Raw genomic sequence first — 25,888 nt, 5'->3', positions numbered from 1 at the left:
GAGGCCGCTGGGCATTCGGCCCCCAGCACGGCTGTGCCCGGGGCATTTCGGTAGGCAGAAGGCAGGAAGACATCCTATGCGACAGGTCACACGTAAAGGCCTGATCACCATGGCAGCGGCGGGCGGAGTGCTCGCGCTCGGCGGCGGTTACGCGCACGCCGACGCGGGAGCGGCCGGCGCCGCGTCGGGTTCACCGGGAGTGCTCTCGGGGAACTCGATCCAGGTCCCGATCGATGTACCCGTCAACGTGTGCGGAAACTCCGTGGACGTCGGCGGTCTGCTCAACCCCACGAGCGGAAACGACTGCGGAAACGGAACTTCGGAGTCCGGCCACGCGCACACCTCCGACGGCGGTGCGTCGTCCGGTCACGGCTCCGGGAGCCGGGCGTCCGGGCACGAAGAGGCGGGGGACAGCGGGGCGGGGACGGGCAGGCACCGCGCCTCCGGCACCTCGGCCCAGGCGGAGACGAAGGGGTCCCCCGGGATCCTCTCCGGCAACCAGGTGCAGGCACCGGTGGAGATCCCGCTGAACGTCTGCGGCAACAGCGTCACCGTCGGCGGACTGCTCAACCCGGTCTTCGGCAACGGCTGCGAGAACGACACGGAGACGGCCCCGCCTCCCGTCGTGCCGCAGACGCCGCACACCCCGGAGAAGCCGGTCACGCCGGACGCCCCTCCGGCCCCCGAGACCCAGCTGGTGACGGGCGAGCAGCTCGCGCAGACCGGCGGGGGCGGGCTCGACCTGCTCATTCCGGCGAGCGCGGGCATGCTGCTCGCGGGTGCGGGCACGGTCCTGTACCGGCGTTCGCGCGGCGCCGCACAGCGGTAGCGCGACAGCGGTCCGACGAGCGGGTTCCGCGCACGCGGGACCCGCTCCGTCCTACCAGGTGGGCCGGAGCTGGCGGATGATGCGGCGGCGCAGCCGCACCCGGCGGCTGCCGTCACGGCGCAGCGTCAGCCGGTCCAACTCCCAGTGCCCGTACTCGGCATGGTCGGTCAGCAGGCGGGCCGCCTCCTTGCGGGACACCCCGCGCGGCACGTACACGTCGATGAATTCGTATTCCGGCATCGCATCTATTGTGCGGGCAGACCCCCGGTACGGATAGCGTCTGTCCTATGTCTGATGCTGCGCAGCCCACCGCTGCCGAGGTACGCGCCGCCGCCGATGCCGTCAAAACCGCGCTCGACCGCCACCTCCAGGCAGTCGAACGCCGTACCGGGGACGACGATCCCGCCGTCTACGACGCGTTCAACGCACTGGCCGCTGCGGCCGAGGTCTACGACGAACTGCTCTACGACCGCTACGACGAGGTCACCCCCTTCGAGATCCCGGCCGCGGAGGACTCCCTCCCGCCCTATGCGGGCCCGGAGGAGCCGCACGCCGTCAGCGTGCTGGTCAGGCGCGACTACGCGGTGGCGGAGCCCGCGCGGCTGCTCGCCCAGGCCCAGCGGCTCGCCGACCTCGATCCGGACGGACAGGACGGGGGCGCCGGCGCCGTGGCGGCCGCCGGTGCCGGCGTGCATGCCGCGCTGGGAGTGGTCTTCGGCGAGTACGAGGCGGACGAAATCGCATCCCGGCACAAGGAGTTCGGCCTGGAGGAGGGCGACTCCACCCTCTGGGTCTCCGCCGTGGAGGAGCTTCCCGAGCCGGGGGAGTGGCTCGGGGCGCCGTTCGACGAGGCGGATCCCGCGATGGTGGTCTGCCGCTTCGACGTCAGTTCCGTCTTCGACGAGGAGGACGAGCCGGACGAGGACCTGGACGACATCGTCCCGGACCGCGCCTGATCCGACCGTCCGCCGGCCCCGGGCGCGCAGCGCGCCGGGGCCGGCGTCCGACGTCCTGCGAGGTGTCGGAGCCCAGGGACGGGCCTACGAGGCGTCCGGAGTGGGCAGCGCCTCCAGCAGGGGCCGCAGCCGGGTCGTCCGCTCCTGGGCGGGCACCTCGGCCACCGCGCGCGGCAGGGCCTGGTCCACGCCGTGCACCACGGACAGGTGCCGCTCCCCACGGCTGAACGCCGTGTACACCCAGGGCCTGCTGAGCCCCTGCGCGGCGTCGCCGGGCAGGACGACGACAGCGGCGGGCCAGCGCATCCCGGCCGCCTGGTGGGCGCTGAGCGCCCAGCCGTGGCGTACCGAGGTCTCCACCCGGTCCTGCGGAACGACGACGGGCGTGCCCGCGCAGTCCAGGTGCAGGCCCTCGGCGTCGGCCGAGACGACCGAGCCGGGCACCGCCCTGCCGGGCGAGGGGACGTGGACCACGCGGTCGCCGGGATCGAAGCCGCCGAACCGGCCCGGCCCCGGATTGAGCCGCTGCTTGAGCGCGGCGTTCAGCGCCGTCGTGCCCGCCGAGCCGCCGTGCCCTACCGTGATCACCTGGGTGTCGGAGGAGGGTACGCCGATGGCGCGCGGCACCGAGTCGGCCACCAGCTGCACCGTGCGGTGGACCGCCTCACCCGCGTCCCGCACGGGCACGATCACCACTTCCTTGCCGGGCGCCTCGACCTGGGCGAGCTCCCCGGCCCCGATGCCGGAGACCAGCTCGCCGATCGGCCCGGGGTCGGGCGTGCGCGAGACCACGTGCGGACAGGCCCGAGCCGCGATCACATCGGCGAAGACCCGGCCCGCACCGGCCGACCCGAGCACTCCCGGGTCGCCGCTCAGGATCAGCCGCGTCCCGTCGGCGAGGGACTCCACCAGCATCGCGGCCGTCTCCACGTCGAGCTGCGGGGCGTCCAGCACCACCAGCACGTCGAGGGCGAACGCGCCGTCCGCGTCCCGGCCGGGCCCGCCGTCGCCGGAGAGCAGGGCGGAGAGCGTGACGGCGGAGCCCGGGTCACCGACCGCGGCCGCCAGCCTGCGCCGCCCGTCCTCGCTGTGGGTGGTGCCCAGGGCCCGCAGCCCGAGGCCGTGCGCGGCGGCGACGAGGGCGGCGGGCTCGGCCCGGGCGGTCTCGCCCCCGCTGTGGGCGACCAGGCCCCCCGTCGCGGCAGCCCGGATCAGCTCGCCCGCCGAAGGGGACGGAGCGCCGGCAGCGGCCTCCGCCCAGTCGGCGCCCTTCTCGCAGGTGTTGACGAGGCGTGCCAGCCCGTCGGCGAGGCTCTCCTCGGCCAGGGCGTACCGGTCGAGGCCCAGCAGCACCCTGACCGGCTCCTCGTCCCCCCGCGTGCCGTCCTCGGGCGTCTCCCCGGCCTCCTCGTCGCCCTCCGGCTCCGTGACGCCGTCGTCGGCTTCGTCGTCCTGGAAGACCAGCACGACGCCCTCGGCGGCGGCCTGCTGGACGGCCTCCCCGGGATCGGTCACCGCGAATCCGGCGAGCGCCGTCCGCACCTCGTCGGCGTCCATCGCCGTGTGGCCGCGCAGCGCCGCCCGCTCCAGCAGCCAGCCCACCAGGGCCGCCGTGCGCCGCTCGTCGTCGGGCCCGCACCCGGCGCCCAGCAGCGCCCGCGCGAAGCCGTCCGCCTGCTCGGGCCGCACGCCGGGCACGCCCAGCAGCTGCCACGGATCCTCCCGGAGGACACCCGCGGCCCCTTCGCCGAGTCTGGCGGCGGCAGGGCCTGCCAGGGCCGCGGGGGCCCCGCCCTCGGCGAGCACCTCCGCGACCGAGGCGGCGGCCTCGGGGGACGCGGCCCGGTGAGCCTGCCGCTCCGGGGCAGGGGAGGGACGCACGGGCGCGGCCGGGGCGGCGGGGGCCACCCGGCGGGGTGCGGGCGCCGAGGCGGGTGAGTCGAAGAAGGCGGTGCCCGGCTTCTCGCCGCTCTCCACCGCGCGCACCGCCGCGAGCAGATCCGCCGCCGGCCCGCTCAGTTTCGTACCCGCCGCGATCGGCGCTTCCTTCTCGGCCTTGCGCTGCTCGATCCGCTCGCGCAGCTCGCGCTGCGCGGCCAGCTCCGCCTCGGCCTCCGAGAGAGCGGGCGCGGGGGAAGCGGGCGCCCCGGGAGCCTGCTCCAGGTCCTGTGCGCCCTCCGCGCCGTCGTCCGCCCCCTCCGCGCTCCCCGCGCCGCCCTCGTCGGGCGTGCCGGGCGTGTCGACGGCCTGGGTAACGGCGTCCTCGACGGCCTCGTGGTCCTCGGCCGCGGGATCCGGGGATTCTCCCCGGGGATGCGCAGTCACAGCGTGCTCCAGTCCTGGTCGGGATAGCGGTGCACGGGCGCCGACACATCGTCGAGCGCCTGGCAGATCTCGTCAGGAAGACTAAGCGCCTCCACTGACAACGCCTCGGTCAGCTGCTGCGCGTTGCGCGCGCCGACGACCGGAGCCACCACTCCCGGCCGGTCCCGCACCCAGGCCAGCGCGACCTGGAGGGGTGTCGTGGCGAGGCCGTCGGCGGCCGTGGCCACCGCGTCCACGATCCTGCCCGCCGCCTCGTCGAGGTACGGCTCGACGAAGGGGGCCAGATGCTCGGAGGCCCCGCGCGAGTCGGACGGCGTGCCGGTGCGGTACTTGCCGGTCAGCACACCGCGGCCCAGCGGGGACGACGGCAGCAGCCCCACCCCGAGGTCCAGCGCCGCCGGCAGCACCTCCCGCTCGACGCCCCGCTGGAGCAGCGAGTACTCCATCTGCGTACACGCCAGCCGGGTGCGCAGCCCGGGCGCGGCGAGCTGCCAGGTCGCCGCCTTGGCCAGCTGCCAGCCGCTGAAGTTGGACACTCCGGCGTACCGGACGCGCCCCGAGGACACCGCCAGGTCCAGTGCCTGCAGGGTCTCCTCCAGCGGCGTCACGGGGTCGAAGGCGTGGATCTGCCACAGGTCGACGTAGTCCGTCCCGAGCCGCCGGAGGGACGCGTCGAGCGCGGCGAGGAGATGCCCCCGCGATCCGTCGAAGCGGCGGTGGGGGTCGGGCACGCTGCCCGCCTTGGTCGCGACGACCAGGTCCTGCCGTGGTACCAGAGTGTCCAGAAGGCGCCCCAGCAGGTATTCGGCCTCCCCGCCGCCGTAGACGTCGGCGGTGTCGACGAGGGTGCCGCCCGCGTCCCAGAAGGCCTTGAGCTGGTCCGCTGCGTCGTGTTCGTCGGTGTCCCGGCCCCATGTGAGGGTGCCCAGCCCGATCCGGGACACGCGAAGGCCGGTACGGCCGAGATGCCTCTGCTCCATGGGCGCTGAGATTACTGGCCAAGGCACCACGGGGTGGAGGCCTGTGGACAACCGTCGTCGCCGGCGAGCCTGCCGGATTCCGGCGCCCCGCGCTAGAGTCCGGGACACAGGAACGTTACTGATCAGTAGAGGGAGCGTGGGTATGCGGCTCGGCATCAATCTCGGTTACTGGGGTGCGGGGATGGACGGCGACAACCTCGCCGTCGCCCAGGAGGCCGACCGGCTCGGCTACGACGTCTGCTGGGCGGCCGAGGCGTACGGCTCCGACGTGCCGACGGTGCTCGCCTGGGTCGCCGCCCGGACCGAGTCGATCGACGTGGGCTCCGCCATCATGCAGATCCCGGCCCGCCAGCCCGCCATGACGGCCATGACCGCGGCCACCCTCGACTCGCTCTCCGGGGGCCGTTTCCGTCTCGGTCTCGGCGTCTCCGGACCGCAGGTCTCCGAGGGCTGGTACGGGGTCAAGTTCGACAAGCCGCTGGCCCGCACCCGCGAGTACGTCGAGATCGTGCGTAAGGCGATGTCCCGGGAGCGCCTGTCCTACGAGGGCGAGCACTGGACGCTGCCGCTGCCCGACGGCCCGGGCAAGCCCATCAAGCTGACCGTCCACCCGCAGCGCGAGCACATCCCGCTCTACATCGCAGCGATCGGCCCGAAGAACCTGGAGCAGACCGGTGAGATCGCCGACGGGGCCCTGCTGATCTTCCCCTCCGCCGACCACCTGGAGGAGACCGCGGTGAAGCACCTGCGGGCCGGGCGGGAGAAGGCCGGGAAGACGATGGACGGCTTCGACGTCTGTCCCACCGTGCCGCTCGCCGTCGGCGACGACATCAACGGTCTCGCCGACATGTTCCGCCCGTACACCGCGCTCTACGTCGGCGGCATGGGCAGCCGCAAGCAGAACTTCTACAACCAGCTCGCCCAGCGCATGGGCTACGAGAAGGAAGCCGCCGAGATCCAGGACAAGTACCTGTCCGGCGACAAGGCCGGCGCGGCGGCCGCCGTACCGCACCAGTTGATCGACCAGACCACGCTGCTCGGCTCGGTGGACCGGATCGCCGACCGGATGCAGGCGTACGCGGCCGCCGGCGTCACGACGCTGACCCTCGCCCCGGCGGGCTTCACGCTCGACGAGCGGCTCGCGGCCCTGCGCGCCGGAACCGACGCCCTGGAGCGTTCCGGCCTCGCCGCGTAAGCACCGGCGCCGCACTACGGCCGTGGTGGGGGCTCGGGGGTCCTCCCCGCCACGGCCGTCACACGGAACAACGCCCCGCACGGCTCCCGCGTTACGCCCCGTACTCCTCCCGGGACGCCCGGGCAGGTCCGGCCGCCGCCGGGCGCCCGTTCGGCCCTGCCGGGCCCGTCCCGTGTTGCCTACCGACGCGTACCGAATTTGACTGTGCCTCTGCGGACACCGGTGCGAAAGGTGGCAGTGATGCTCTCGGCTAAGAGTCTGTTCCAGGAGATCCTCGACAACGACGAGTCGTTCCGGTTGTTCTGCTCGATCGCCGCCGGCGGGGAGACGCAGGGCGGCTGGGAGAACGGTCGCATCGCCGCGCTCGTCCCCCCGGGACTGCGCGAGCTGGCGCCCAAGGTCGCCCGGCACGGTGCCGACGAGGACAAGCACGGCCGGATCTTCAACGCCCTGCTGAAGCAGCGCGGGCTCCAGCCGGTGACGGTGCCGTACGAGACCGACTACACCCTCCTGCTGGAGCGCAACGGCATCGGCCTGGCACACGACCGGCTCAGCCGTGAGGAGCCGCTCACCGAACGGGACATCATCGTCTACCTGGCCCACAGCAGGGTCACCGAACAGCGGGCGTCCGAGCAGATGCGGCTCCTGCTCAAGCACTTCGCCGGACACCCCGTCCTCGGCCGCGCCGTGAAGATGATCTCCCAGGACGAGGACAACCACCTCGCGTACTGCCACGAGGAACTCCTGCGCTTCGCCGGGGCCGGGCACGGACGGACGATCCAGTCCGTCCTGCGGGAGTGCGCGCAGGCCGAGATCCGCGTGTACCGCGACGTCAGCATCGCCGTGATGAGGCACATGGGCGCCGTGCTGGGCTGGCCCCGCGCCAAGTCCGCCGTACTCGTCGCGGGCATCCACGCGATGCACGCCTACGAGCGGCTGGTGGGATGGCGGCGCATGGTGAGCCTCGAACAGCCCGCCCTGCGCGACGCGCTCGGCGGCCCGGCCCTGCCCGAGAACGAGTACGCCTGAGACGCTCTACAGCCAGCCCCGGCGCTTGAACAGGCGGTACAGCCCGGCCACGGCGACACCCATCAGCGCGATCACCGCCGGGTAGGTCCAGGGCCAGCCGAGTTCGGGCATGTGCTCGAAGTTCATGCCGTAGATCCCCGCCACCATGGTGGGTACGGCGGCCATGGCGGCCCACGCCGAGATCTTCCGCATGTCGTCGTTCTGCCGGACGCCCACCTGCGCCAGATGCGCCGACAGAATGTCCGAGAGCAGCCGGTCGAGCCCCTCCACATGCTCGACGGCACGTGTCAGATGGTCGTTCACGTCCCGGAAGAACGGCTGCGAACCGGCGTCGACGAACGGCACCCCCGCGCTCGACAGCCGCGCCATCGGCGCGCTCAGCGGATTGGTCGCCCGGCGGAATTCCAGCACCTGCCGCTTGAAGGTGTAGATGCTCGCCGCCGTGTTCGAGGAGTCCCTGGAGCCGGTCGGGGCGAAGACCTGGGCCTCCAGCTCCTCCAGGTCGACCTGGAGCTCCGCCGCGACCTCGATGTAGTGGTCCACCACCGCGTCGCTGACCGCGTAGAGCACCGACGTGGGCCCGTGCTTCAGGACCTCGGGCTCGGCCTCCAGCCGGGTCCGTACGGCCGCGAGCGGGGCGCCCTCGCCGTGGCGCACCGTCACCACGAAGGAGTCGCCTATGAACAGCATCAGCTCACCGGCGCTCACGGTGTCGCTCTCCTGCTCGTAGACCACCGGCTTGATGACGACGAACAGGGAGTCGTCGTAGATCTCCAGCTTCGGCCGCTGATGGGCGCGCAGGGCGTCCTCCACCGCCAGCGGATGCAGTGCGAACTCGCTGCTGACCAGGTCGAACTCCTTCTCCGTCGGCTCGTGCAGCCCGATCCAGACGAAGGCGTCCCCGGTGGCGCGTGCCTCGTCGAGGGCATCGGAGAAGTCGGCGGGACCTTCGGTCCGGCGCCCGTCCCGGTAAATTCCGCAGTCGACGATCACCCGCGCATTCTTCCCTGCCGCGAAGCATTCACGCACCTCTACGCTGGCAGGTATGCCCACGCTCATCCTTGTACGCCACGGACGCTCGACCGCCAACACCTCCGGAGTGCTCGCCGGCCGGACCCCTGGCGTCTCCCTCGACGAACGCGGTGGGGAACAGGCCGCCGCGCTGCCCGGCCGCCTGGCCGCCCTCACGCTCGTGGCGGCCGTCAGCAGCCCGCTGCAGCGCTGCCGCGAGACGCTCCAGCCGCTGCTCGACGCCCGCCCGGACCTCCCGCTCCACACCGAGGACCGGATCAGCGAGTGCGACTACGGGGACTGGTCGGGGCGCAAGCTCGCCGAACTCTCCGACGAACCGCTGATGAGGGTCGTCCAGCAGCACCCCTCGGCCGCCGCCTTCCCCGGCGGTGAGTCCATGCGGGCCATGCAGGCCCGGGCCGTCGACGCCGTGCGGGACTGGAACTCCCGTGTGGAGGCGGAGCACGGCGAGGACGCCACGTATGTGATGTGCTCGCACGGCGACATCATCAAGGCACTCGTCGCCGACGCGCTCGGCATGCACCTCGACCTCTTCCAGCGCCTGCACGCCGACCCGTGTTCCGTCACCGCGATCCGCTACACCTCGCTGCGCCCGTTCCTCCTCCGCCTCGGCGACACCGGCGACTTCGCGTCCCTGGCACCACGTGAACAGGCCATCGGGGCCGACGCGGCAGGGGAGAGGGCAACGGATGCGGCCGTCGGGGGCGGCGCTGGGGCACCGTGATCGCTCCGCGCAGTAGGGTGGACGCGCCGTAGAGGCCTTGCGGGACATCTCGCAGGGCCCCGGGGCCGCCCCCATCCGCCATCACATTCTCAAGGGAGACAGGACGTGTCCCGTCAGGTGTTCCTCTACGACCCTCCGGACCGTTTCGTGGCCGGTACGGTCGGGCTGCCTGGCCGCCGTACGTTTTTCCTGCAGGCATCCTCGCGCGGACGGGTCACCAGCGTGGCCCTGGAGAAGACGCAGGTCGCCGCGTTGGCCGAACGGATCGACGAACTCCTCGACGAGGTCGTGCGGCGGACCGGCGGCAACTCACCGGTGCCCGCAGTGGCACCCATGGACGTCACCGACAGCGCTCCGCTCGACGCCCCCGTCGAGGAGGAGTTCAGGGTCGGCACGATGGCACTCGCCTGGGACGGCGAGGAGCAGCGCATGATCGTCGAGGCGCAGGCCCTCGTCGAACTGGACGCCGACTCCGAGGACGACCTCGCCGAGGCCGAGGAAAAGCTTCTGCAGGACGAGGAGAACGGCCCGCCGATGCTGCGCGTCCGGCTGAGCGGTGCTCAGGCGCGGGCGTTCGCCAAGCGCGCGCTGGACGTCGTGAACGCGGGCCGCCCGCCCTGCCCGCTCTGCAGCCTCCCCCTCGACCCGGAAGGACACGTATGCCCGCGCCAGAACGGATACCGTCGCGGGGCCTGACGGAGGCGGGGCTGCGCACCCTGCTCGCCGAGGGGGAGCTCACGGTCCTCGGCCGGGTCAGGGGCGCGTCGAACGCGGTGCTCCACTGCACCGTCGCGCACGAGGGCGAGGAACGCCTCTGCGTCTACAAGCCGGTCGCCGGCGAGCAGCCGCTCTGGGACTTCCCCGACGGCACGCTCGCCCGGCGTGAGGTCGCCGCGTACGAGATCTCCGAGGCCACCGGCTGGGGACTCGTGCCGCCCACGGTGCTGCGGGAGGGCCCCTACGGCGAGGGGATGTGCCAGCTGTGGATCGAGGCGGAGGCCGGCGACGAGGACGCCGCGGCGTCCGCCCACGGCCTGCCGCCCCTGCTCGCGCTCGTCGAGGCCGAGGAGCCCGGGGACGGCTGGAAGGCGGTCGGCTTCGCCGAGGTGGGGGAGGGGAGGACCGCCCTGCTGGTGCACGCCGACGATCCCCGGCTGCGCCGGCTCGCGGTCCTGGACGCGGTGATCAACAACGGTGACCGCAAGGGAGGGCACCTGCTGTCCGCCCCCGGCGGGCGGCTTTACGGCATCGACCACGGCGTCACCTTCAACGCCGACGACAAGCTGCGCACGCTCCTCTGGGGGTGGGCGGGCGAGCCGCTGACGGCGGAGGCGGCCGAGGTGCTCGACCGGCTCTCCGCCGGCCTGGAACCGGGCGCCGCGCTCGCCACCCGGTTGGGGGACCTGATCACCGCGGCGGAGATCGAGGCCCTGCGCGGCCGGGTGGAGAGCCTCCGCAAGTCCGGCCGCCACCCCCTGCCGAGCGGTGACTGGCCGCCGATCCCGTGGCCGCCCGTGTGACACCGGCCCACCGGGCCCGGAGCGGTGGGCCGCTCCGGGCCCGGTGCGTAGGCGAAAACCGCCCGGCCCGCAAGACCGCCTCTTCGGCCACGATCTGCCATCCGGTTCGTATCCGGAAGCATCGTCCGGTTACGCTCATGACATGCATGCCTGGCCCGCTTCTGAGGTCCCCGCCCTGCCTGGCAAGGGCCGCGACCTTCGGATCCACGACACCGCGACCGGCGGACGGATCACCCTTGACCCCGGTCCCGTCGCCCGCATCTATGTCTGCGGCATCACGCCGTACGACGCGACCCATATGGGTCATGCGGCGACCTACAACGCGTTCGACCTCGTTCAGCGCGTGTGGCTCGACACCAAGCGGCAGGTTCACTACGTCCAGAACGTGACCGACGTGGATGATCCGCTGCTGGAGCGGGCCGTGCGCGACGGCGAGGACTGGACCGAGCTCGCGGAGCGCGAGACGGCCCTCTTCCGGGAGGACATGACCGCCCTGCGCATGCTCCCCCCGAAGCACTACATCGGGGCCGTCGAGGCGATACCCGGCATCGTGCCGCTCGTGGAGCGCCTCCGCGACGCGGGCGCCGCCTACGAACTCGACGGCGACGTGTACTTCTCCGTCGAGTGCGACCGGCACTTCGGCGAGGTCTCCGGCCTCGACGCCGAGGCCATGCGGCTGCTCTCCGCCGAGCGCGGCGGTGACCCGGAGCGCCCCGGCAAGAAGAACCCGCTCGACCCGATGCTCTGGATGGCCGCCCGTGAGGGCGAGCCGAGCTGGGACGGCGGCTCCCTCGGCCGTGGCCGGCCCGGCTGGCACATCGAGTGCGTCGCCATCGCGCTCGACCACCTCGGGATGAGCTTCGACGTGCAGGGGGGCGGCTCCGACCTCGCCTTCCCGCACCACGAGATGGGCGCCTCGCACGCTCAGGTGCTGACGGGTGAGCACCCCTTCGCCCGCGCCTACGTACACGCCGGCATGGTGGCCCTGAACGGCGAGAAGATGTCCAAGTCCAAGGGCAACCTCGTCTTCGTGTCGGCGCTGCGCCGGGACGACGTGGACCCCGCGGCGATCAGGCTCGCCCTGCTCGCCCACCACTACAGGGCCGACTGGGAGTGGACCGACCAGGTACTCGCCGACGCCGTCGAGCGTCTCGCCAAGTGGCGTGCCGCCGTCTCCCGTCCCGACGGACTCCCCGCCGACGCGCTCGTCGAGGAGGTGCGGGAGGCCCTGGCCGACGACCTGGACGCCCCGGCCGCCCTCGCCGCCGTGGACCGCTGGGCCGCGGAGCAGAACTCCGGCGGAGGCACGGACGAGGGTGCGCCCGGGCTCGTCTCACGTACCGTCGACGCCCTGCTGGGCGTCGCGCTCTGACCCTGCCCACAGACCGCCGAACGGCCCCGGACTTCGCGAGAGATCGACGAAGTCCGGGGCCGTTCCCCGTGCGGGGGGCGGGTGGTCAGTCGTCCGAGGCGTCCTCGTCCGGCCCTGCGGGCGGCGGGTCCTCGGGCGTCGTGCCCCCGTCGGCGTCCTTCGGCCGGCCCTTGTCCTTCTCCGGGCGCTGCGGCTTCGGCGGTCTCGTACGACCGCTGGAGGTGTCCCGCAGGTAGGGCACGTCACCGCTCTCCGTGGCGTGACCGCCCGGTGCCTGGCCCGGGCCGCCGATGTCCCTGCGCCGCAGATAGCGCTCGAACTCGCGGGCGATGGCCTCTCCCGACGCCTCGGGCAGCTCGGCGGTGTCCCGCGCCTCCTCCAGCGTCTGCACGTACTCCGCGACCTCGCTGTCCTCGGCGGCCAGCTGATCGACCCCGAGCTGCCAGGCGCGGGCGTCCTCGGGGAGCTCGCCCAGCGGGATCCGCAGTCCGAGCAGATCCTCCAGGCGGTTCAGGAGCGCCAGTGTCGCCTTCGGGTTCGGCGGCTGCGACACATAGTGCGGCACCGCCGCCCACAGGCTCACCGCGGGCACCCCCGCATGCGTGCAGGCCTCCTGGAGGATGCCCACGATGCCGGTCGGCCCCTCGTACCGGGTCTCCTCCAGGTCCATGGTCCTCGCCAGGTCCGGATCCGAGGTGACCCCGCTGACGGGTACCGGCCTGGTGTGCGGGGTGTCGCCGAGCAGCGCCCCCAGGATGACGACCATCTCGACGCCCAGCTCATGGGCGAAGCCCAGGATCTCGTTGCAGTACGAACGCCAGCGCATGGACGGTTCGATGCCGCGGATCAGCACCAGATCACGGGGCTTCTCGCCGCCGACCCGCACCACGGAGAGCCGGGTGGTGGGCCAGGTGATCTTGCGTGTCCCACCGTCCAGCCACACCGTGGGCCGGTTGACCTGGAAGTCGTAGTAGTCCTCGGCGTCGAGCGCCGCGAAGACCTCGCCCTTCCACTCCCGGTCCAGATGCGCGACCGCTGTGGAGGCGGCGTCACCCGCGTCGTTCCAGCCCTCGAACGCGGCCACCATGACCGGGTCGATCAGCTCGGGTACCCCCTCGAGCTCGATCACCCAGGCCTCCTTCCGAAGTTCCCTTGTGTACAGACCAACCTTACGGCTTCCGCACTCCTCCGACGCAGCCGTTTGCGCGCGGAAGTGAAGCGTGCCACCTCTTGATTCATCCGAGCTGTACCGACGGAAAATGATCAAACTTGGTCCGGACCCTGGACTGGGAGGTCCGCAGGAGGTTATACATCGGATGACCACTGAGAGATCCGATGTTATTCCCCTGGGGGCGCACATGAGTCTGACCGTCATGGATTTCGAGGTCGACGACATCCGCTTTCCCACCTCGGAACAGCTGGACGGCTCGGACGCCATGAACCCGGACCCCGACTACTCCGCCGCCTATGTCGTCCTGCGCACGGACGGCGAGGGTGCGGAGGGGCACGGCTTCTGCTTCACCATCGGCCGCGGCAACGATGTCATGGCCGCGGCCATCGAGGCACTCCGCTCCTATGTGGTGGGACGTCCCGCCCCGCGTACGGCCGCGGACCTCGCCGCCCTGTACCGCGATCTCACGCACGACTCCCAGCTGCGCTGGCTCGGCCCCGAGAAGGGCGTGATGCACATGGCGGCCGGAGCCGTCGTCAACGCGGCCTGGGACCTCGCGGCGAAGCTGGCCGGGAAGCCCGTCTGGCAGTTCCTCGCGGAGATGACCCCGGAGGAGCTCGTCTCCCTCGTCGACTTCCGCTACCTCAGCGACGCCCTCACCCCGCAGGAGGCGCTCGCCATCCTCCGCGCCGCGGAGCCGGGCCGCGCCGAGCGCACCGAGCGGCTGCTGGCCGAGGGCTATCCGGCGTACACGACCTCGCCCGGCTGGCTGGGATACGACGACGACAAGCTCGTGCGCCTGGCCGAGGAGGCCGTCGCGGACGGTTTCACCCAGATCAAGCTGAAGGTCGGCGCCGATCTGGACGACGACATCCGCAGACTCACGCTCGCCCGCCGGGCCGTCGGCCCCGGCATCCGGATCGCCGTCGACGCCAACCAGCGCTGGGACGTCGCCGAGGCGTTGGAGTGGATGAACGCGCTCGCCCCGTACGACCCGTACTGGATCGAGGAGCCGACCAGCCCCGACGACGTGCTCGGCCACGCCGCCGTCCGCGCCGGGCAGCCCGTCAAGGTCGCCACCGGCGAACACATCGCCAACCGGGTCGTGTTCAAGCAGCTGCTCCAGGCGGGCGCGGTCGACTTCGTCCAGATCGACGCCGCACGCGTGGCCGGGGTCAGCGAGAACCTCGCGGTCCTGCTGCTCGCAGCCAAGTTCGGCGTCCCGGTCTGCCCCCACGCCGGAGGCGTCGGACTGTGTGAACTCGTCCAGCACCTCTCGATGTTCGACTACGTCGCGGTCTCGGGCAGCCTGGAGGACCGCGTGATCGAGTACGTCGACCATCTCCACGAACACTTCGCCGACCCGGCCGTCGTCGAGAACGGCCGCTACGCCACCCCGCGTGAACCGGGCTTCTCGGCCCGGATGCTCCCCGCCTCCATCGCCGCACACCGCTATCCGCAGGGCCTTGCGTGGCAGGCCCCCCGCACACCCGAGGAGACCGACCGATGACCGGTACGCAGGATTTCGACGGACTGTCCGCCCTGGTGACGGGCGGCGCGTCCGGGATCGGGGCCGCCGTGGCCACCCTGCTGCTCGCCCGTGGGGCGCGAGTCGCGGTCCTCGACCTCGATCCCAAGGGTGCTCCCGAGGGGGCACTCGCCCTGGAGGCCGACGTCTCGGACGACGACGCCGTACGGAACGCCGTCGACCGGGCCGCCGCGGAGCTGGGCGGCCTGCACACCCTGGTGTCCAACGCGGGGATCGGCTCGATCGGCACCGTCGAGGACAACACGGACGCGGAATGGACCCGCGTCATGGACATCAACGTGCTGGGCATGGTCCGCACGGCCCGCCACGCGCTGCCCCATCTGCGCCGGGCCGCCGCCGGGCGGCCCGGGGCCGTGTCGATCACCCAGACCTGCTCCATCGCCGCGACCGCCGGTCTGCCGCAGCGCGCGCTCTACAGCGCCAGCAAGGGGGCCGTGCTCTCCCTCACCCTCGCGATGGCCGCCGACCACGTCCGCGAGGGGATCAGGGTCAACTGCGTCAATCCGGGGACCGCGGACACCCCCTGGATCGGCCGGCTGCTCGGTCAGGCCGAGGACCCGGCAGCCGAGCGCGCCGCGCTCGACGCCCGCCAGCCACTGGGACGCCTGGTCTCCGCCGACGAGGTGGCCGCGGCCGTCGTCTACCTGGCGAGCCCGGCGGCGGCGTCCGTCACCGGCACGGCGCTCGCCGTCGACGGCGGGATGCAGGGCCTGCGGCTGCGTCCCGCCGCCCCCTCACAGGGTTGACCGAAGCCACTGCTCCACGCTCGCCACGTGCACCGTCGCCCAGGACCGGGCCGCCTCGGCGTCCCGGTCCCGCAGCGCGGCCAGAATCGCCCGGTGCTCGCGCAGGGTGCGGCCGACCGCGTCCTCCTGGGTCAGCCCGCGCCACACCCTGGCCCGGGTGGTCGGGCCGGACAGGCCGTCCAGCAGGGAGCACAGCACCGAATTGCCCGAGTGCTGGACGATGCTGCGGTGGAACTCCAGGTCGCCGGCGACCAGCGCCTCCACCGAGGGCTCCGGGCCCAGTGCGTCCAACTGGGCACTCAGCGCGTCCAGCTGTTCCTCGGTCATGCGCAGGGCCGCCATCGCCGTGGCCGCCGGCTCCAGGATCCGGCGGACCGCGAAGAACTCCAGCACCGTGTCGTCGCGGTGGAAGTCCACCACGAAGCTGAGTGCCTCCAGGAGCAGCTGCGGGTCCAGGCTGGTGACGTAGGTGCCGTCGCCCTGACGGACGTCGAGGATCCGCATCAGCGACAGCGCGCGCACCGCCTCCCGCAGGGAGTTGCGCGACAGGCCCAGTTCGGCCGCGAGTTCGGTCTCCTTGGGGAGACGGTCTCCAGGGGCCAGCGCACCTGAGACGATCATTCCCTTGATCTTCTCGATCGCTTCGTCGGTGACGGCCATGCAGGCCTCCTCGCGCGCAAGACATCCGATGTATGGACCTCATTATGCGGTCCCGGGCCGGTACCGTGCGCCCGGGCCGCAGCCCCGCGCGTGGCCCCGAAGGCCCAGGCCGCACAGGAAGGGGCGGCTCTCCTCCGGGAGAGCCGCCCCTTCCTGTGCGGACCGTCAGCGTCCGTCGGCCAGCATGTCCTCGACCCTGGCCCGGATGCCGTCCGTCGCCAGGCCCCGGATCGTCAGCGTCGTCCGGCGGCGCAGCACGTCGTCCGCCGTCTCGGCCCACTCGCGGTCGCGCGCGTACGCCACCTGCGCCCAGATCTCCGGGGCGTCGGGGTGGATGCGCTCGGCCAGTGCGGGGTTCTCGTTCGCCAGCCGTGCGATGTCGAAGGAGAGCGAGCCGTAGTGGGTCGCCAGGTGCCGGGCCGTGTCGGCGGGCATCCGCGGACCCGGCGTACCGCCGTCGACCAGCAGCCGGTGCGCGACCGCGTTCGGGTTGGCGATACCGGGCAGCGGCACCTTCTTCGGCAGCCGTGCCATCGGCTCCATGTCCTCGCCGAGGGGGTGCCCGGGCAGTTCGGCCAGCTTGTTCATCACCGTACGGCCGATGTGGCGGAACGTCGTCCACTTGCCGCCCGCGACCGACAGCATCCCGCCGCGGCCCTCCGTCACGACCGTCTCGCGCTTTGCCTTGGACGTGTCGCCCGGACCGCCGGGCAGCACCCGCAGCCCCGCGAAGGAGTACGTGATCAGATCGCGGGACAGCTGCTGGTCCCGGACGGAGAACGCCGCCTCGTCGAGGATCTGCGCCGTGTCCTTCTCGGTGACCGCGACATCGGCCGGGTCGCCCTCGTACTCCTCGTCGGTCGTGCCGAGCAGCAGCATGTCCTCCCAGGGCAGGGCGAACGTGATCCGGTACTTGTCGATCGGCGTCGCCAGCGCGGCCTTCCACGGGCGGGTGCGCTTGAGGACGAGGTGGGCGCCCTTGGACAGACGTATGGAAGGCGCGGAGGCAGGGTCCTCCAGCTTCCGCAGGTGGTCGACCCACGGGCCGGTGGCGTTCAGCACGAGCCGGGCGTTGACGCCGAACTCCGAGCCGTCCTGGCGGTCCTCCAGCTCGGCCCCCGTGACGCGGCCCTTGGTGAACCGCAGCCCGGTCACCGCGGCGTGGTTGAGGACGACGGCGCCCGCGTCGACGGCCGCGCGGACCGTCATCAGCGCCATCCGGGCGTCGTTCATCTGGTCGTCGCCGTAGACCGCGACGGCCTTCAGGTTGTCCGTACGCAGCTCGGGCACGTCGCGCGCGGCCCGGGACGGGCTGATCACATGGCCGACCCCGTCACCGAACGCGGACAGCGCCGAGTAGGCGAAGACACCCGCGCCGAGCTTGGCGGCGCCGTGCGGCCCGCCCTTGTAGACGGGCAGGTAGAAGGTGAGCGGGTTGGCCAGGTGCGGGGCGACCTGACGGGACACCGCGCGCCGCTCGAAGTGGTTCTCGGCGACCAGCTTCACCGCGCCGGTCTGGAGGTAGCGCAGACCGCCGTGGAGCAGCTTGGAGGAGGCCGAGGAGGTGGCGCCGGCGAAGTCGCCGGCGTCCACCAGGGCCACCCGCAGTCCGGACTGCGCGGCATGCCAGGCGGTGGAGATGCCCAGGATGCCGCCGCCGATCACCAGGAGGTCGTACGTCGCCTTGGAAAGCTGCTCCCGGGTCTCGGCACGGCTCGGGAGGGAGCCGGAGGCCGGATGCGTCCCGAGGGCGGGGACGCTCTGCAGGGTGGTCATGTCGATTGCTCCTCAGATCTCTTCGTCCTCGATCCAGCCCATGGTCCGTTCGACGGCCTTGAGCCAGCTCTTGTACTCGCGGTCACGGGTGGCCGCGTCCATGCGGGGTGTCCACTCGGCGGCACGGCGCCAGTTGGCGCGCAGTGCGTCGGTGTCCGGCCAGAAGCCGACGGCGAGGCCGGCGGCATAGGCGGCGCCGAGGCAGGTGGTCTCGGCGACCATGGGACGCACCACGGGTGCGTCCAGGAAGTCGGAGAGCGTCTGCATCAGCAGGTTGTTGGAGGTCATGCCGCCGTCGACCTTGAGCGCGGTCAGCTCGACGCCGGAGTCCTTGGTCATGGCGTCGCTGATCTCGCGGGTCTGCCAGGCGGTGGCCTCGAGCACCGCCCGGGCGATGTGCGCCTTGGTCACGTAACGGGTGAGACCCGCGATGACACCTCGGGCGTCGGGCCGCCAGTACGGGGCGAACAGACCGGAGAACGCGGGCACGAAGTACGCGCCGCCGTTGTCCTCGACGGAGGAGGCCAGCGTCTCGATCTCGGCCGCGGACTTGATCAGGCCCATCTGGTCGCGCATCCACTGCACCAGCGAACCGGTGACGGCGATGGACCCCTCGAGGGCGTAGACCGGCTTCTGGTCGCCGATGCGGTACCCGACGGTCGTCAGCAGACCGTTGTACGAGTTCACCGGGGTGTGGCCGGTGTTCATCAGCATGAAGGTGCCGGTGCCGTACGTGGACTTGGCCTCGCCCTGGGCGAAACACGTCTGGCCGAACAGTGCGGCCTGCTGGTCGCCCAGCGCGGAGGCCACCGGGACGCCGTCGAGGACGCCGCCCTTGGCGTGGCCGTACACCTCGGCGGAGGAACGGATCTCCGGCAGTACGGAGGCGGGGATCTCCAGCGACGTGACGATCTTGTCGTCCCACTGCATCGTATGGAGGTTCATCAGGAGGGTGCGCGAGGCGTTGGTGACGTCGGTGACGTGGACGCCGCCCTCCGTACCTCCGGTCAGATTCCAGATGACCCAGGAGTCCATCGTCCCGAAGAGGATGTCGCCCCGCTCGGCGCGCTCGCGCAGCCCCTCGACGTTGTCGAGCAGCCAGCGCACCTTCGGGCCGGCGAAGTACGACGCGAGCGGCAGGCCCGTCTCGCGGCGGAAGCGGTCCTGGCCCACGTTGCGGCCGAGCTCCTTGCAGAGCGCGTCGGTGCGGGTGTCCTGCCAGACGAGGGCGTTGTGGACGGGCTCACCGGTGTTCTTGTCCCAGAGCAGGGTGGTCTCGCGCTGGTTGGTGATGCCGATCGCCTTGACGTCGGCGGAGGTGATGCCCGCCTTGACGATCGCCCCGGCGACGACTTCCTGGACGTTCTCCCAGATCTCTTTGGCGTCGTGTTCGACCCAGCCCGGCTTGGGGAAGATCTGCTCGTGCTCCTTCTGGTCGACGGAGACGATCCGGCCGTCCTTGTCGAAGACGATGCAGCGGCTGGACGTGGTGCCCTGGTCGATGGCCGCGATGAACGGGCCGGTGGTGTGTGCGTCGGTCACGGTTGGCTCCCGGAAGTCTGTGCGGTGCGGAGATGAGGGCTCAGGCGAAGGCGAGGTTGTAGAGCCCGCCGGCGAGTGCGCCCCCGATGAGCGGTCCTACCACCGGTACCCAGGCGTAGCCCCAGTCCGACCCGCCCTTGTTGGGCAGAGGCAGCAGCGCGTGCACGATGCGCGGACCGAGGTCGCGCACCGGGTTGATCGCGTAGCCGGTCGGGCCGCCGAGCGACAGACCGATGCCGACGACCACCAGTGCGGTGATCAGGGCACCCAGCGCGCCGAGGCCGTTGCCCTCGTCGTTGAGGCCCTGGGTGAGGATCGCCAGGATCAGTACGAAGGTGGCGATGATCTCCGTGACCACGTTCTGCACCGCGTTCCGGATCTCCGGACCCGTGGAGAAGATGCCGAGCACGGGGCCCGCTTTCGGGGCCGACGTCTGGTCGACCATGCCCTCCTCGGCCGGCTGGTCCTTCACGATCTCGGGATCCGTGAGGTGCGCGTGGAACTGGCCGTAGTACACGGCCCAGACGAGCACGGCGCCGATGATCGCGCCGAGCAGCTCGGAGGCGAGATACAGCGGCACGTCGCTCCACGCGGTGCCACCCTGGATCGCGAGGGCGATCGTGACCGCCGGGTTGAGGTGGGCCCCTGACACGCCGGAGGCTATGTAGGCGCCGGTCAGTACGGCGAAGCCCCACCCGAAGGTGATGGCCAGCCAGCCGGCGTTGTGCGCCTTGGAGCGCTTGAGCGTGACGGCGGCACAGACACCGCCGCCGAGCAGTACGAGTACGGCGGTACCGATGGTCTCGCCGATGAAGATGTCGGAGCTGGACACCCGTGACTCCTTTGTCCTTCGTCCAGGGGAAGGCGAAACACCGGGTCCCTCCGGTGGATCGCACCCCAAGGTGGGTACTCGTTCGGAACGGGCACTTCACCTGTAGGGCTTGACCGGCCCTCGGCACTGTCACACCCTAACGCGTATTGCCGTTAAGCGTTCGACAATGCCGACCGGTGAACGGCAATGTTTCTCCCCGATGGGGGGTGCGTCAAGAGGTGTGTGACGCGCGACTCGATCGTTACCGACGCCGCGGGTGTGCTCAGAAGCGCCCGGCGCCCAGATCCCGGGACACGGCACGGGCGCAGTCCCGTACGGCCGCGACGAGCTCGGGCCGCAGCTCGCCGCCGGCGCAGACGCGCTCCACCGCGCCGGTCACGGCCACGGCGCCGACCGGCATCCTGCGGCGGTCGTGGATGGGGGCGGCCGCGGCCGCCACGCCCTCCCAGGTCTCCTCGACGTCGGCCGCCCAGCCCTGCGCCCGGATCAGGTCGAGCAGCGACTCGAACTCCTCGTCGCCCGTGACGGTGCGCGGCGTGAAGGACCGCCGCTCCACCTCGGTGGCCTCGCTGTGCGCGACCGGGTCGTAGGCGGCCAGGACCTTGCCCAGCGCGGTGGAGTGCAGCGGCTGCATGGCGCCGACCTCGAGCACCTGGCGGCTGTCGTCGGGCCGGAAGACGTGGTGGACGATCAGCACCCCGTGCTGGTGCAGCACGCCCAGGTGGACGCTCTCGCCGCTGGAGCGGGCCAGGTCGTCGGTCCACACCAGCGCGCGGGCCCGCAGCTCGTGCACGTCGAGATAGCTGTTGCCCAGGCGCAGCAGCTCGGCGCCCAGCTGGTAGCGCCCGGACGCGGCGTCCTGCTCGACGAAGCCCTCGTGCTGGAGGGTGCGCAGGATGCCGTGCGCGGTGCCTTTGGCCAGACCCAGGGACGACGAGATGTCGGACAGGCCGAGCCGACGCTCGCCGCCTGCCAGCAGACGCAGCATCGCGGCTGCCCGCTCGAGCGACTGGATGTTCTTCGCCATCGCGCCGTACTCCTCCACCTCGGTTCGACAATGCTGAACACTATCGGTCGATGCCGACCTCTGTCCGGTGGCGCGAAGATTATGCGTCACCCCGTGCGAGGGTCCGTTCACGGGACAGCATGCAGTCCGCCCCGTGGGACGCGATGCCCGCCCCGGGCGCCTCCCCGCTACGCTGGCCGCGTGCCCCTTCCGCAGAAGGACGCAAAGCCGACAGCCGTCGCATCCCAGGGAGAACATCCATGGCCTCGTTGCCGACCCCCTCAGCTGACAGCCGGACCCGAGCCGCAGCGCTCCGTGAGGCGCTCGCCACCCGGGTCGTGGTGGCCGACGGTGCCATGGGCACCATGCTCCAGGCCCAGGACCCCACCCTCGAGGACTTCGAGGACCTCGAAGGCTGCAACGAGATCCTGAACGTCACGCGCCCCGACATCGTCCGCTCGGTGCACGAGGAGTACTTCTCGGTCGGCGTGGACTGCGTCGAGACGAACACCTTCGGGGCCAACGCCTCCGCCCTGGGTGAGTACGACATCCCCGGCAGGATCCAGGAGCTCTCCGAGGCCGGCGCGCGCATCGCCCGCGAGGTCGCCGACCGGTTCACCGAGTCCACCGGGCAGCAGCGCTGGGTGCTCGGCTCCATCGGCCCCGGCACCAAGCTGCCGACCCTGGGCCACGCGCCCTACACGGTCCTGCGCGACGGCTTCCAGCAGAACGCCGAGGGCCTCATCGCCGGCGGCGCCGACGCGCTCATCATCGAGACCACGCAGGACCTCCTGCAGACCAAGGCCGCCGTGCTGGGCGCCCGGCGCGCCCTGGAGGCGATGGGCAGCGACCTCCTCGTGCTCTGCTCACTGGCCTTCGAGACCACCGGCACCATGCTGCTCGGGTCCGAGATCGGTGCCGCGCTGACCGCGCTCGAACCGCTCGGTGTCGACATGATCGGCCTGAACTGCTCGACCGGCCCCGCGGAGATGAGCGAGCACCTGCGCTACCTCACCCGCCACTCCCGCATCCCGCTGCTCTGCATGCCGAACGCCGGGCTGCCGGTGCTCACCAAGGACGGGGCGCACTTCCCGCTCGACGCCGAGGGCCTGGCCGACGCCCAGGAGACCTTCGTCCAGGAGTACGGCCTCTCGCTCGTCGGCGGCTGCTGCGGTACGACGCCGGAGCACCTGCGCCGGCTCGTGGACCGCGTCCGCGGCTCCGAGCTCACCGCCCGTGCCCCGCGCCCCGAGCCCGGTGCGGCCTCGCTCTACCAGACCGTCCCGTTCCGCCAGGACACCTCGTACCTCGCGATCGGCGAGCGTACGAACGCCAACGGATCCAAGAAGTTCCGTGAGGCCATGCTCGACGCGCGCTGGGACGACTGCGTCGAGATGGCCCGCGACCAGATCCGCGAAGGCGCCCACATGCTCGACCTCTGCGTCGACTACGTGGGGCGCGACGGGGTCGCCGACATGGAGGAGCTGGCCGGCCGGTTCGCCACCGCCTCCACCCTGCCGATCGTGCTCGACTCCACCGAGGTGCCCGTCCTGCGCGCCGGACTCGAGAAGCTGGGCGGCCGGGCCGTACTGAACTCCGTCAACTACGAGGACGGCGACGGCCCCGAGTCCCGCTTCGCCAAGGTCAGCGCGCTGGCCGCCGAGCACGGCGCCGCGCTGATCGCGCTGACCATCGACGAGGAGGGCCAGGCCCGCACCGTCGAGCACAAGGTCGCCATCGCCGAACGGCTCATCGAGGACCTCACCACCAACTGGGGCATCCACGAGTCGGACATCCTCATCGACTGCCTGACCTTCACCATCTGCACGGGCCAGGAGGAGTCCCGCAAGGACGGGATCGCCACGATCGGCGCCATCCGCGAGCTGAAGCGCCGCCACCCCGACGTGCAGACCACACTGGGCCTGTCCAACATCTCCTTCGGCCTGAACCCCGCCGCACGCGTCGTCCTGAACTCCGTCTTCCTGGACGAGTGCGTGAAGGCGGGTCTGGACTCCGCGATCGTGCACGCCTCCAAGATCCTGCCGATCGCCCGGCTGGAGGAAGAGCAGGTCAAGGTCGCCCTCGACCTGATCCACGACCGCCGGGAGGAGGGCTACGACCCGCTGCAACGGCTCATGGAGCTCTTCGAGGGCGTCAACATGAAGTCGATGAAGCAGGGCAAGGCCGAGGAACTCCTCGCCCTGCCACTGGACGAGCGGCTCCAGCGCCGCATCATCGACGGCGAGAAGAACGGCCTGGAGGCCGACCTCGACGAGGCGCTGCGGACCCGGCCCGCGCTCGAGATCGTCAACGACACCCTGCTGGCGGGCATGAAGGTCGTGGGCGAGCTCTTCGGCTCCGGCCAGATGCAGCTGCCGTTCGTGCTCCAGTCCGCCGAGGTCATGAAGAGCGCGGTCGCCTACCTCGAACCGCACATGGAGAAGACCGACGACGACGGCAAGGGCACCATCGTGCTGGCCACCGTCCGGGGCGACGTCCACGACATCGGCAAGAACCTCGTCGACATCATCCTGTCCAACAACGGCTTCAACGTGGTCAACCTGGGCATCAAGCAGCCCGTCTCCGCGATCCTGGACGCCGCCGAGGAGCACCGCGCCGACGTCATCGGCATGTCGGGCCTGCTGGTGAAGTCCACCGTGATCATGAAGGAGAACCTGGAGGAGCTGAACCAGCGCAAGATGGCGGCCGACTACCCGGTCATCCTCGGTGGCGCCGCCCTGACCAGGGCCTACGTCGAACAGGACCTGCACGAGATCTACGAGGGCGAGGTCCGCTACGCCCGCGACGCCTTCGAGGGCCTGCGCCTCATGGACGCCCTCATCGCGGTCAAGCGCGGTGTCCCCGGCGCCAGCCTCCCCGAGCTGAAGCAGCGCAGGGTGCCCAAGCGGGACACCCCCGTGGCCGAGGTCGTGGAGCCCGAGGACGGTGTGCGGTCCGACGTGTCCGTCACCAACCCGGTCCCCGAGCCGCCGTTCTGGGGCACCAGGGTCGTCAAGGGCATCCAGCTCAAGGAGTACGCCTCCTGGCTGGACGAGGGCGCGCTCTTCAAGGGCCAGTGGGGCCTCAAGCAGGCCCGCGCCGGTGACGGGCCGACGTACGAGGAGCTCGTGGAGCGCGAGGGGCGGCCGCACCTGCGCGGCTGGCTCGACAAGCTGCACACCGAGAACCTGCTGGAAGCCGCCGTCGTCTACGGCTACTTCCCCTGTGTCTCCAAGGGCGACGACCTGATCCTGCTGCACGAGGACGGCTCGGAGCGCACCCGCTTCACCTTCCCGCGCCAGCGCCGCGGCCGCCGCCTCTGCCTGGCCGACTTCTTCCGCCCCGAGGAGTCGGGGGAGACGGACGTGATCGGCCTCCAGGTCGTCACGGTCGGCTCGAAGATCGGCGGGGCCACCGCCGAGCTCTTCGAGTCGAACTCCTACCGCGACTACCTGGAGCTCCACGGGCTGTCCGTGCAGCTGGCCGAGGCGCTCGCCGAGTACTGGCACGCACGGGTCCGCAGCGAGCTCGGCTTCGCCGGCGAGGACCCCTCCGACGTCGAGGACATGTTCGCGCTGAAGTACCGCGGCGCGCGCTTCTCCCTGGGCTACGGGGCCTGCCCCGACCTGGAGGACCGGGCGAAGATCGCCGAGCTCCTGGAGCCCGAGCGGATCGGTGTGAAGCTCTCCGAGGAGTTCCAGCTCCACCCCGAGCAGTCCACGGACGCGATCGTCATCCACCACCCGGAGGCGAAGTACTTCAACGCACGGTAGAGCACCGTTCGACGCGCGGTAAGGCGCTGCTCCGCGCGCAGGGCGTGCATGAGTCGTAGACTGGTCGGTCCAGTGCAGGCCGGTCGCCGTTCCCACCGGGAAGGCGGCCGGCCTTCTCGTCCCTCTTGGAGGTGTGCCGGATGACCAGTACGGTCCCCGCGTCCCTGACCCGTACGGCCGAAGGTTCGGCGCTGCAAGCCGTCCTGCTCGACATGGACGGCACACTGGTCGACACCGAAGGATTCTGGTGGGACGTGGAGGTCGAGGTCTTCGCCGACCTCGGTCACCGGCTCGAGCCGGCCTGGCGGGAGGTGGTCGTCGGGGGGCCCATGACCCGCAGCGCCGGCTACCTCATCGAGGTCACCGGGGCCGACATCGCCATCGAGGAACTCACCGTGCTGCTCAACGACCGCTTCGAGAAGCGCATCGGACGCGGTGCGCCGCTGATGCCGGGCGCCGCACGGCTGCTCGCCGAGCTCGCCGCGCACGAGGTGCCCACCGCCCTGGTCTCCGCCTCGCACCGGCGCATCATCGACCGGGTCCTGGACTCGGTGGGCCGTCACCACTTCGCGCTCACGGTCGCGGGGGACGAGGTGTCCCGTACGAAGCCCCACCCCGACCCCTACCTCGCGGCGGCGGCGGGTTTCGGGGCGGATCCCTGGCGCTGCGCTGTCATCGAGGACACCGCCACCGGGGTCGCCGCGGCCGAGGCGGCGGGCTGCCGGGTCGTCGCCGTGCCGTCCGTGGCGCCGATCGCCCCCGCCCCCGGGCGGGTGGTCGTGCCCTCCCTGGAGCAGGTGGATCTCGCCTTCCTGCGGGACCTGATCGCCGACGAGTGAGAGCCGGTCCATCGAGAGTGTTTCGTGGACAG

22 protein-coding genes are annotated in these 25,888 nt (G+C 71.6%); 12 read left to right on the top strand and 10 right to left on the bottom strand.

Annotated elements, in window-relative coordinates; genetic code table 11:
• The first annotated feature begins 76 nt into the window (after window positions 1-76).
• Window positions 77-829 (top strand): chaplin, encoded by a 753-nt coding sequence (locus tag ACIBCU_RS28065; protein WP_362937731.1) that lies wholly within the window; start codon window positions 77-79, stop codon window positions 827-829.
• A gap of 51 nt (window positions 830-880) precedes the next feature.
• On the opposite strand, the gene ACIBCU_RS28060 is transcribed toward ACIBCU_RS28065, so the two are convergent.
• On the bottom strand, window positions 881-1,069 hold the full coding sequence (locus tag ACIBCU_RS28060) for a DUF5703 family protein (RefSeq protein WP_053930948.1): 189 nt from the start codon (window positions 1,067-1,069) through the stop codon (window positions 881-883).
• A 47-nt stretch (window positions 1,070-1,116) separates the two neighbouring features.
• On the opposite strand from ACIBCU_RS28060, the gene ACIBCU_RS28055 reads away from it, so the two are divergent.
• On the top strand, window positions 1,117-1,785 hold the full coding sequence (locus tag ACIBCU_RS28055) for a hypothetical protein (protein ID WP_362937734.1): 669 nt from the start codon (window positions 1,117-1,119) through the stop codon (window positions 1,783-1,785).
• A gap of 84 nt (window positions 1,786-1,869) precedes the next feature.
• Here ACIBCU_RS28055 and ACIBCU_RS28050 read toward each other — a convergent pair whose 3' ends face one another.
• Both ACIBCU_RS28050 and ACIBCU_RS28045 read right to left on the bottom strand, forming a co-directional pair.
• Window positions 1,870-4,110, bottom strand: a complete 2,241-nt coding sequence (locus tag ACIBCU_RS28050) for a helix-hairpin-helix domain-containing protein (RefSeq protein ID WP_399234801.1) — start codon at window positions 4,108-4,110, stop codon at window positions 1,870-1,872.
• Window positions 4,107-5,090, bottom strand: coding sequence for an aldo/keto reductase (locus ACIBCU_RS28045; protein WP_399234798.1), 984 nt, complete (start codon window positions 5,088-5,090; stop codon window positions 4,107-4,109). Before ACIBCU_RS28045 ends, ACIBCU_RS28050 begins: the two co-directional genes overlap by 4 nt.
• Before the next feature lie 142 nt (window positions 5,091-5,232).
• Between ACIBCU_RS28045 and ACIBCU_RS28040 the strand changes: the two genes are divergently transcribed.
• Window positions 5,233-6,285, top strand: coding sequence for an LLM class F420-dependent oxidoreductase (locus ACIBCU_RS28040; RefSeq protein ID WP_362937742.1), 1,053 nt, complete (start codon window positions 5,233-5,235; stop codon window positions 6,283-6,285).
• A 240-nt stretch (window positions 6,286-6,525) separates the two neighbouring features.
• Window positions 6,526-7,314 (top strand): ferritin-like domain-containing protein, encoded by a 789-nt coding sequence (locus ACIBCU_RS28035; protein ID WP_362937744.1) that lies wholly within the window; start codon window positions 6,526-6,528, stop codon window positions 7,312-7,314.
• A gap of 6 nt (window positions 7,315-7,320) precedes the next feature.
• Here ACIBCU_RS28035 and corA read toward each other — a convergent pair whose 3' ends face one another.
• A complete protein-coding gene (gene corA / locus ACIBCU_RS28030) occupies window positions 7,321-8,307 on the bottom strand; it encodes a magnesium/cobalt transporter CorA (RefSeq protein ID WP_362937747.1) in 987 nt (328 codons plus the stop codon).
• Between the two features lie 52 nt (window positions 8,308-8,359).
• Here corA and ACIBCU_RS28025 point away from each other — a divergent pair, with 52 nt between their 5' ends.
• The 4 genes from ACIBCU_RS28025 to mshC all read left to right on the top strand — a co-directional run bounded on the left by ACIBCU_RS28025 (window position 8,360) and on the right by mshC (window position 11,962).
• A complete protein-coding gene (locus ACIBCU_RS28025; RefSeq protein WP_362937750.1) occupies window positions 8,360-9,070 on the top strand; it encodes a histidine phosphatase family protein in 711 nt (236 codons plus the stop codon).
• A gap of 105 nt (window positions 9,071-9,175) precedes the next feature.
• On the top strand, window positions 9,176-9,766 hold the full coding sequence (locus tag ACIBCU_RS28020) for a DUF3090 domain-containing protein (protein ID WP_362937753.1): 591 nt from the start codon (window positions 9,176-9,178) through the stop codon (window positions 9,764-9,766).
• Complete coding sequence (locus ACIBCU_RS28015; protein WP_362937756.1) at window positions 9,730-10,590, top strand: SCO1664 family protein; 861 nt, start codon at window positions 9,730-9,732, stop codon at window positions 10,588-10,590. The genes ACIBCU_RS28020 and ACIBCU_RS28015 overlap by 37 nt, the downstream gene beginning before the upstream one ends.
• 142 nt (window positions 10,591-10,732) lie before the next feature.
• Entirely contained in the window at window positions 10,733-11,962 is a 1,230-nt protein-coding gene (mshC, locus tag ACIBCU_RS28010; RefSeq protein WP_399234794.1) for a cysteine--1-D-myo-inosityl 2-amino-2-deoxy-alpha-D-glucopyranoside ligase, read from the top strand.
• Between the two features lie 85 nt (window positions 11,963-12,047).
• On the opposite strand, the gene ACIBCU_RS28005 is transcribed toward mshC, so the two are convergent.
• Window positions 12,048-13,091, bottom strand: coding sequence for a PAC2 family protein (locus ACIBCU_RS28005; RefSeq protein WP_362937762.1), 1,044 nt, complete (start codon window positions 13,089-13,091; stop codon window positions 12,048-12,050).
• A gap of 229 nt (window positions 13,092-13,320) precedes the next feature.
• Between ACIBCU_RS28005 and ACIBCU_RS28000 the strand changes: the two genes are divergently transcribed.
• Window positions 13,321-14,643, top strand: coding sequence for an L-fuconate dehydratase (locus tag ACIBCU_RS28000; protein WP_399234792.1), 1,323 nt, complete (start codon window positions 13,321-13,323; stop codon window positions 14,641-14,643).
• Entirely contained in the window at window positions 14,640-15,428 is a 789-nt protein-coding gene (locus ACIBCU_RS27995; RefSeq protein ID WP_362937768.1) for an SDR family oxidoreductase, read from the top strand. The genes ACIBCU_RS28000 and ACIBCU_RS27995 overlap by 4 nt, the downstream gene beginning before the upstream one ends.
• Here the strand turns inward: ACIBCU_RS27995 and ACIBCU_RS27990 are convergent.
• From ACIBCU_RS27990 to ACIBCU_RS27970, 5 genes are all read right to left on the bottom strand, one after another.
• On the bottom strand, window positions 15,417-16,088 hold the full coding sequence (locus tag ACIBCU_RS27990) for a FadR/GntR family transcriptional regulator (RefSeq protein WP_362937771.1): 672 nt from the start codon (window positions 16,086-16,088) through the stop codon (window positions 15,417-15,419). The two genes, ACIBCU_RS27995 and ACIBCU_RS27990, sit on opposite strands and share 12 nt — an antisense overlap.
• Before the next feature lie 165 nt (window positions 16,089-16,253).
• Window positions 16,254-17,864, bottom strand: a complete 1,611-nt coding sequence (locus ACIBCU_RS27985) for a glycerol-3-phosphate dehydrogenase/oxidase (protein ID WP_362943037.1) — start codon at window positions 17,862-17,864, stop codon at window positions 16,254-16,256.
• A 12-nt stretch (window positions 17,865-17,876) separates the two neighbouring features.
• Window positions 17,877-19,406 (bottom strand): glycerol kinase GlpK, encoded by a 1,530-nt coding sequence (glpK, locus tag ACIBCU_RS27980; RefSeq protein WP_362943040.1) that lies wholly within the window; start codon window positions 19,404-19,406, stop codon window positions 17,877-17,879.
• A 40-nt stretch (window positions 19,407-19,446) separates the two neighbouring features.
• Window positions 19,447-20,238: an MIP/aquaporin family protein gene (locus ACIBCU_RS27975; protein WP_362943043.1), complete on the bottom strand. Its 792-nt coding sequence runs from the start codon at window positions 20,236-20,238 to the stop codon at window positions 19,447-19,449.
• Window positions 20,239-20,500: 262 nt separating this feature from the next.
• Entirely contained in the window at window positions 20,501-21,265 is a 765-nt protein-coding gene (locus tag ACIBCU_RS27970; RefSeq protein WP_362943046.1) for an IclR family transcriptional regulator, read from the bottom strand.
• Between the two features lie 239 nt (window positions 21,266-21,504).
• On the opposite strand from ACIBCU_RS27970, the gene metH reads away from it, so the two are divergent.
• On the top strand, window positions 21,505-25,017 hold the full coding sequence (metH, locus tag ACIBCU_RS27965) for a methionine synthase (protein WP_362943049.1): 3,513 nt from the start codon (window positions 21,505-21,507) through the stop codon (window positions 25,015-25,017).
• Between the two features lie 140 nt (window positions 25,018-25,157).
• A complete protein-coding gene (locus ACIBCU_RS27960) occupies window positions 25,158-25,856 on the top strand; it encodes an HAD family phosphatase (RefSeq protein ID WP_362943051.1) in 699 nt (232 codons plus the stop codon).
• Window positions 25,857-25,888: the final 32 nt, after the last annotated feature.

The organism is Streptomyces sp. NPDC051064 (assembly GCF_044455985.1).
Lineage (GTDB): Bacteria > Actinomycetota > Actinomycetes > Streptomycetales > Streptomycetaceae > Streptomyces.
This window is presented reverse-complemented; position numbering and strand designations above follow the sequence as displayed.

Coding starts and splice junctions, on each gene's coding strand:
- ACIBCU_RS27995 (WP_362937768.1), top strand. CDS start 14,640: ATGACCGGTACGCAGGATTTCGACGGACTGTCCGCCCTGGTGACGGGC.
- ACIBCU_RS28035 (WP_362937744.1), top strand. CDS start 6,526: ATGCTCTCGGCTAAGAGTCTGTTCCAGGAGATCCTCGACAACGACGAG.
- ACIBCU_RS28065 (WP_362937731.1), top strand. CDS start 77: ATGCGACAGGTCACACGTAAAGGCCTGATCACCATGGCAGCGGCGGGC.
- ACIBCU_RS28015 (WP_362937756.1), top strand. CDS start 9,730: ATGCCCGCGCCAGAACGGATACCGTCGCGGGGCCTGACGGAGGCGGGG.
- mshC (WP_399234794.1), top strand. CDS start 10,733: ATGCATGCCTGGCCCGCTTCTGAGGTCCCCGCCCTGCCTGGCAAGGGC.
- ACIBCU_RS28060 (WP_053930948.1), bottom strand. CDS start 1,069: ATGCCGGAATACGAATTCATCGACGTGTACGTGCCGCGCGGGGTGTCC.
- ACIBCU_RS27985 (WP_362943037.1), bottom strand. CDS start 17,864: ATGACCACCCTGCAGAGCGTCCCCGCCCTCGGGACGCATCCGGCCTCC.
- ACIBCU_RS28000 (WP_399234792.1), top strand. CDS start 13,321: ATGAGTCTGACCGTCATGGATTTCGAGGTCGACGACATCCGCTTTCCC.
- ACIBCU_RS27970 (WP_362943046.1), bottom strand. CDS start 21,265: ATGGCGAAGAACATCCAGTCGCTCGAGCGGGCAGCCGCGATGCTGCGT.
- ACIBCU_RS27990 (WP_362937771.1), bottom strand. CDS start 16,088: ATGGCCGTCACCGACGAAGCGATCGAGAAGATCAAGGGAATGATCGTC.
- ACIBCU_RS28025 (WP_362937750.1), top strand. CDS start 8,360: ATGCCCACGCTCATCCTTGTACGCCACGGACGCTCGACCGCCAACACC.
- ACIBCU_RS28045 (WP_399234798.1), bottom strand. CDS start 5,090: ATGGAGCAGAGGCATCTCGGCCGTACCGGCCTTCGCGTGTCCCGGATC.
- ACIBCU_RS28055 (WP_362937734.1), top strand. CDS start 1,117: ATGTCTGATGCTGCGCAGCCCACCGCTGCCGAGGTACGCGCCGCCGCC.
- ACIBCU_RS27960 (WP_362943051.1), top strand. CDS start 25,158: ATGACCAGTACGGTCCCCGCGTCCCTGACCCGTACGGCCGAAGGTTCG.
- ACIBCU_RS28040 (WP_362937742.1), top strand. CDS start 5,233: ATGCGGCTCGGCATCAATCTCGGTTACTGGGGTGCGGGGATGGACGGC.
- metH (WP_362943049.1), top strand. CDS start 21,505: ATGGCCTCGTTGCCGACCCCCTCAGCTGACAGCCGGACCCGAGCCGCA.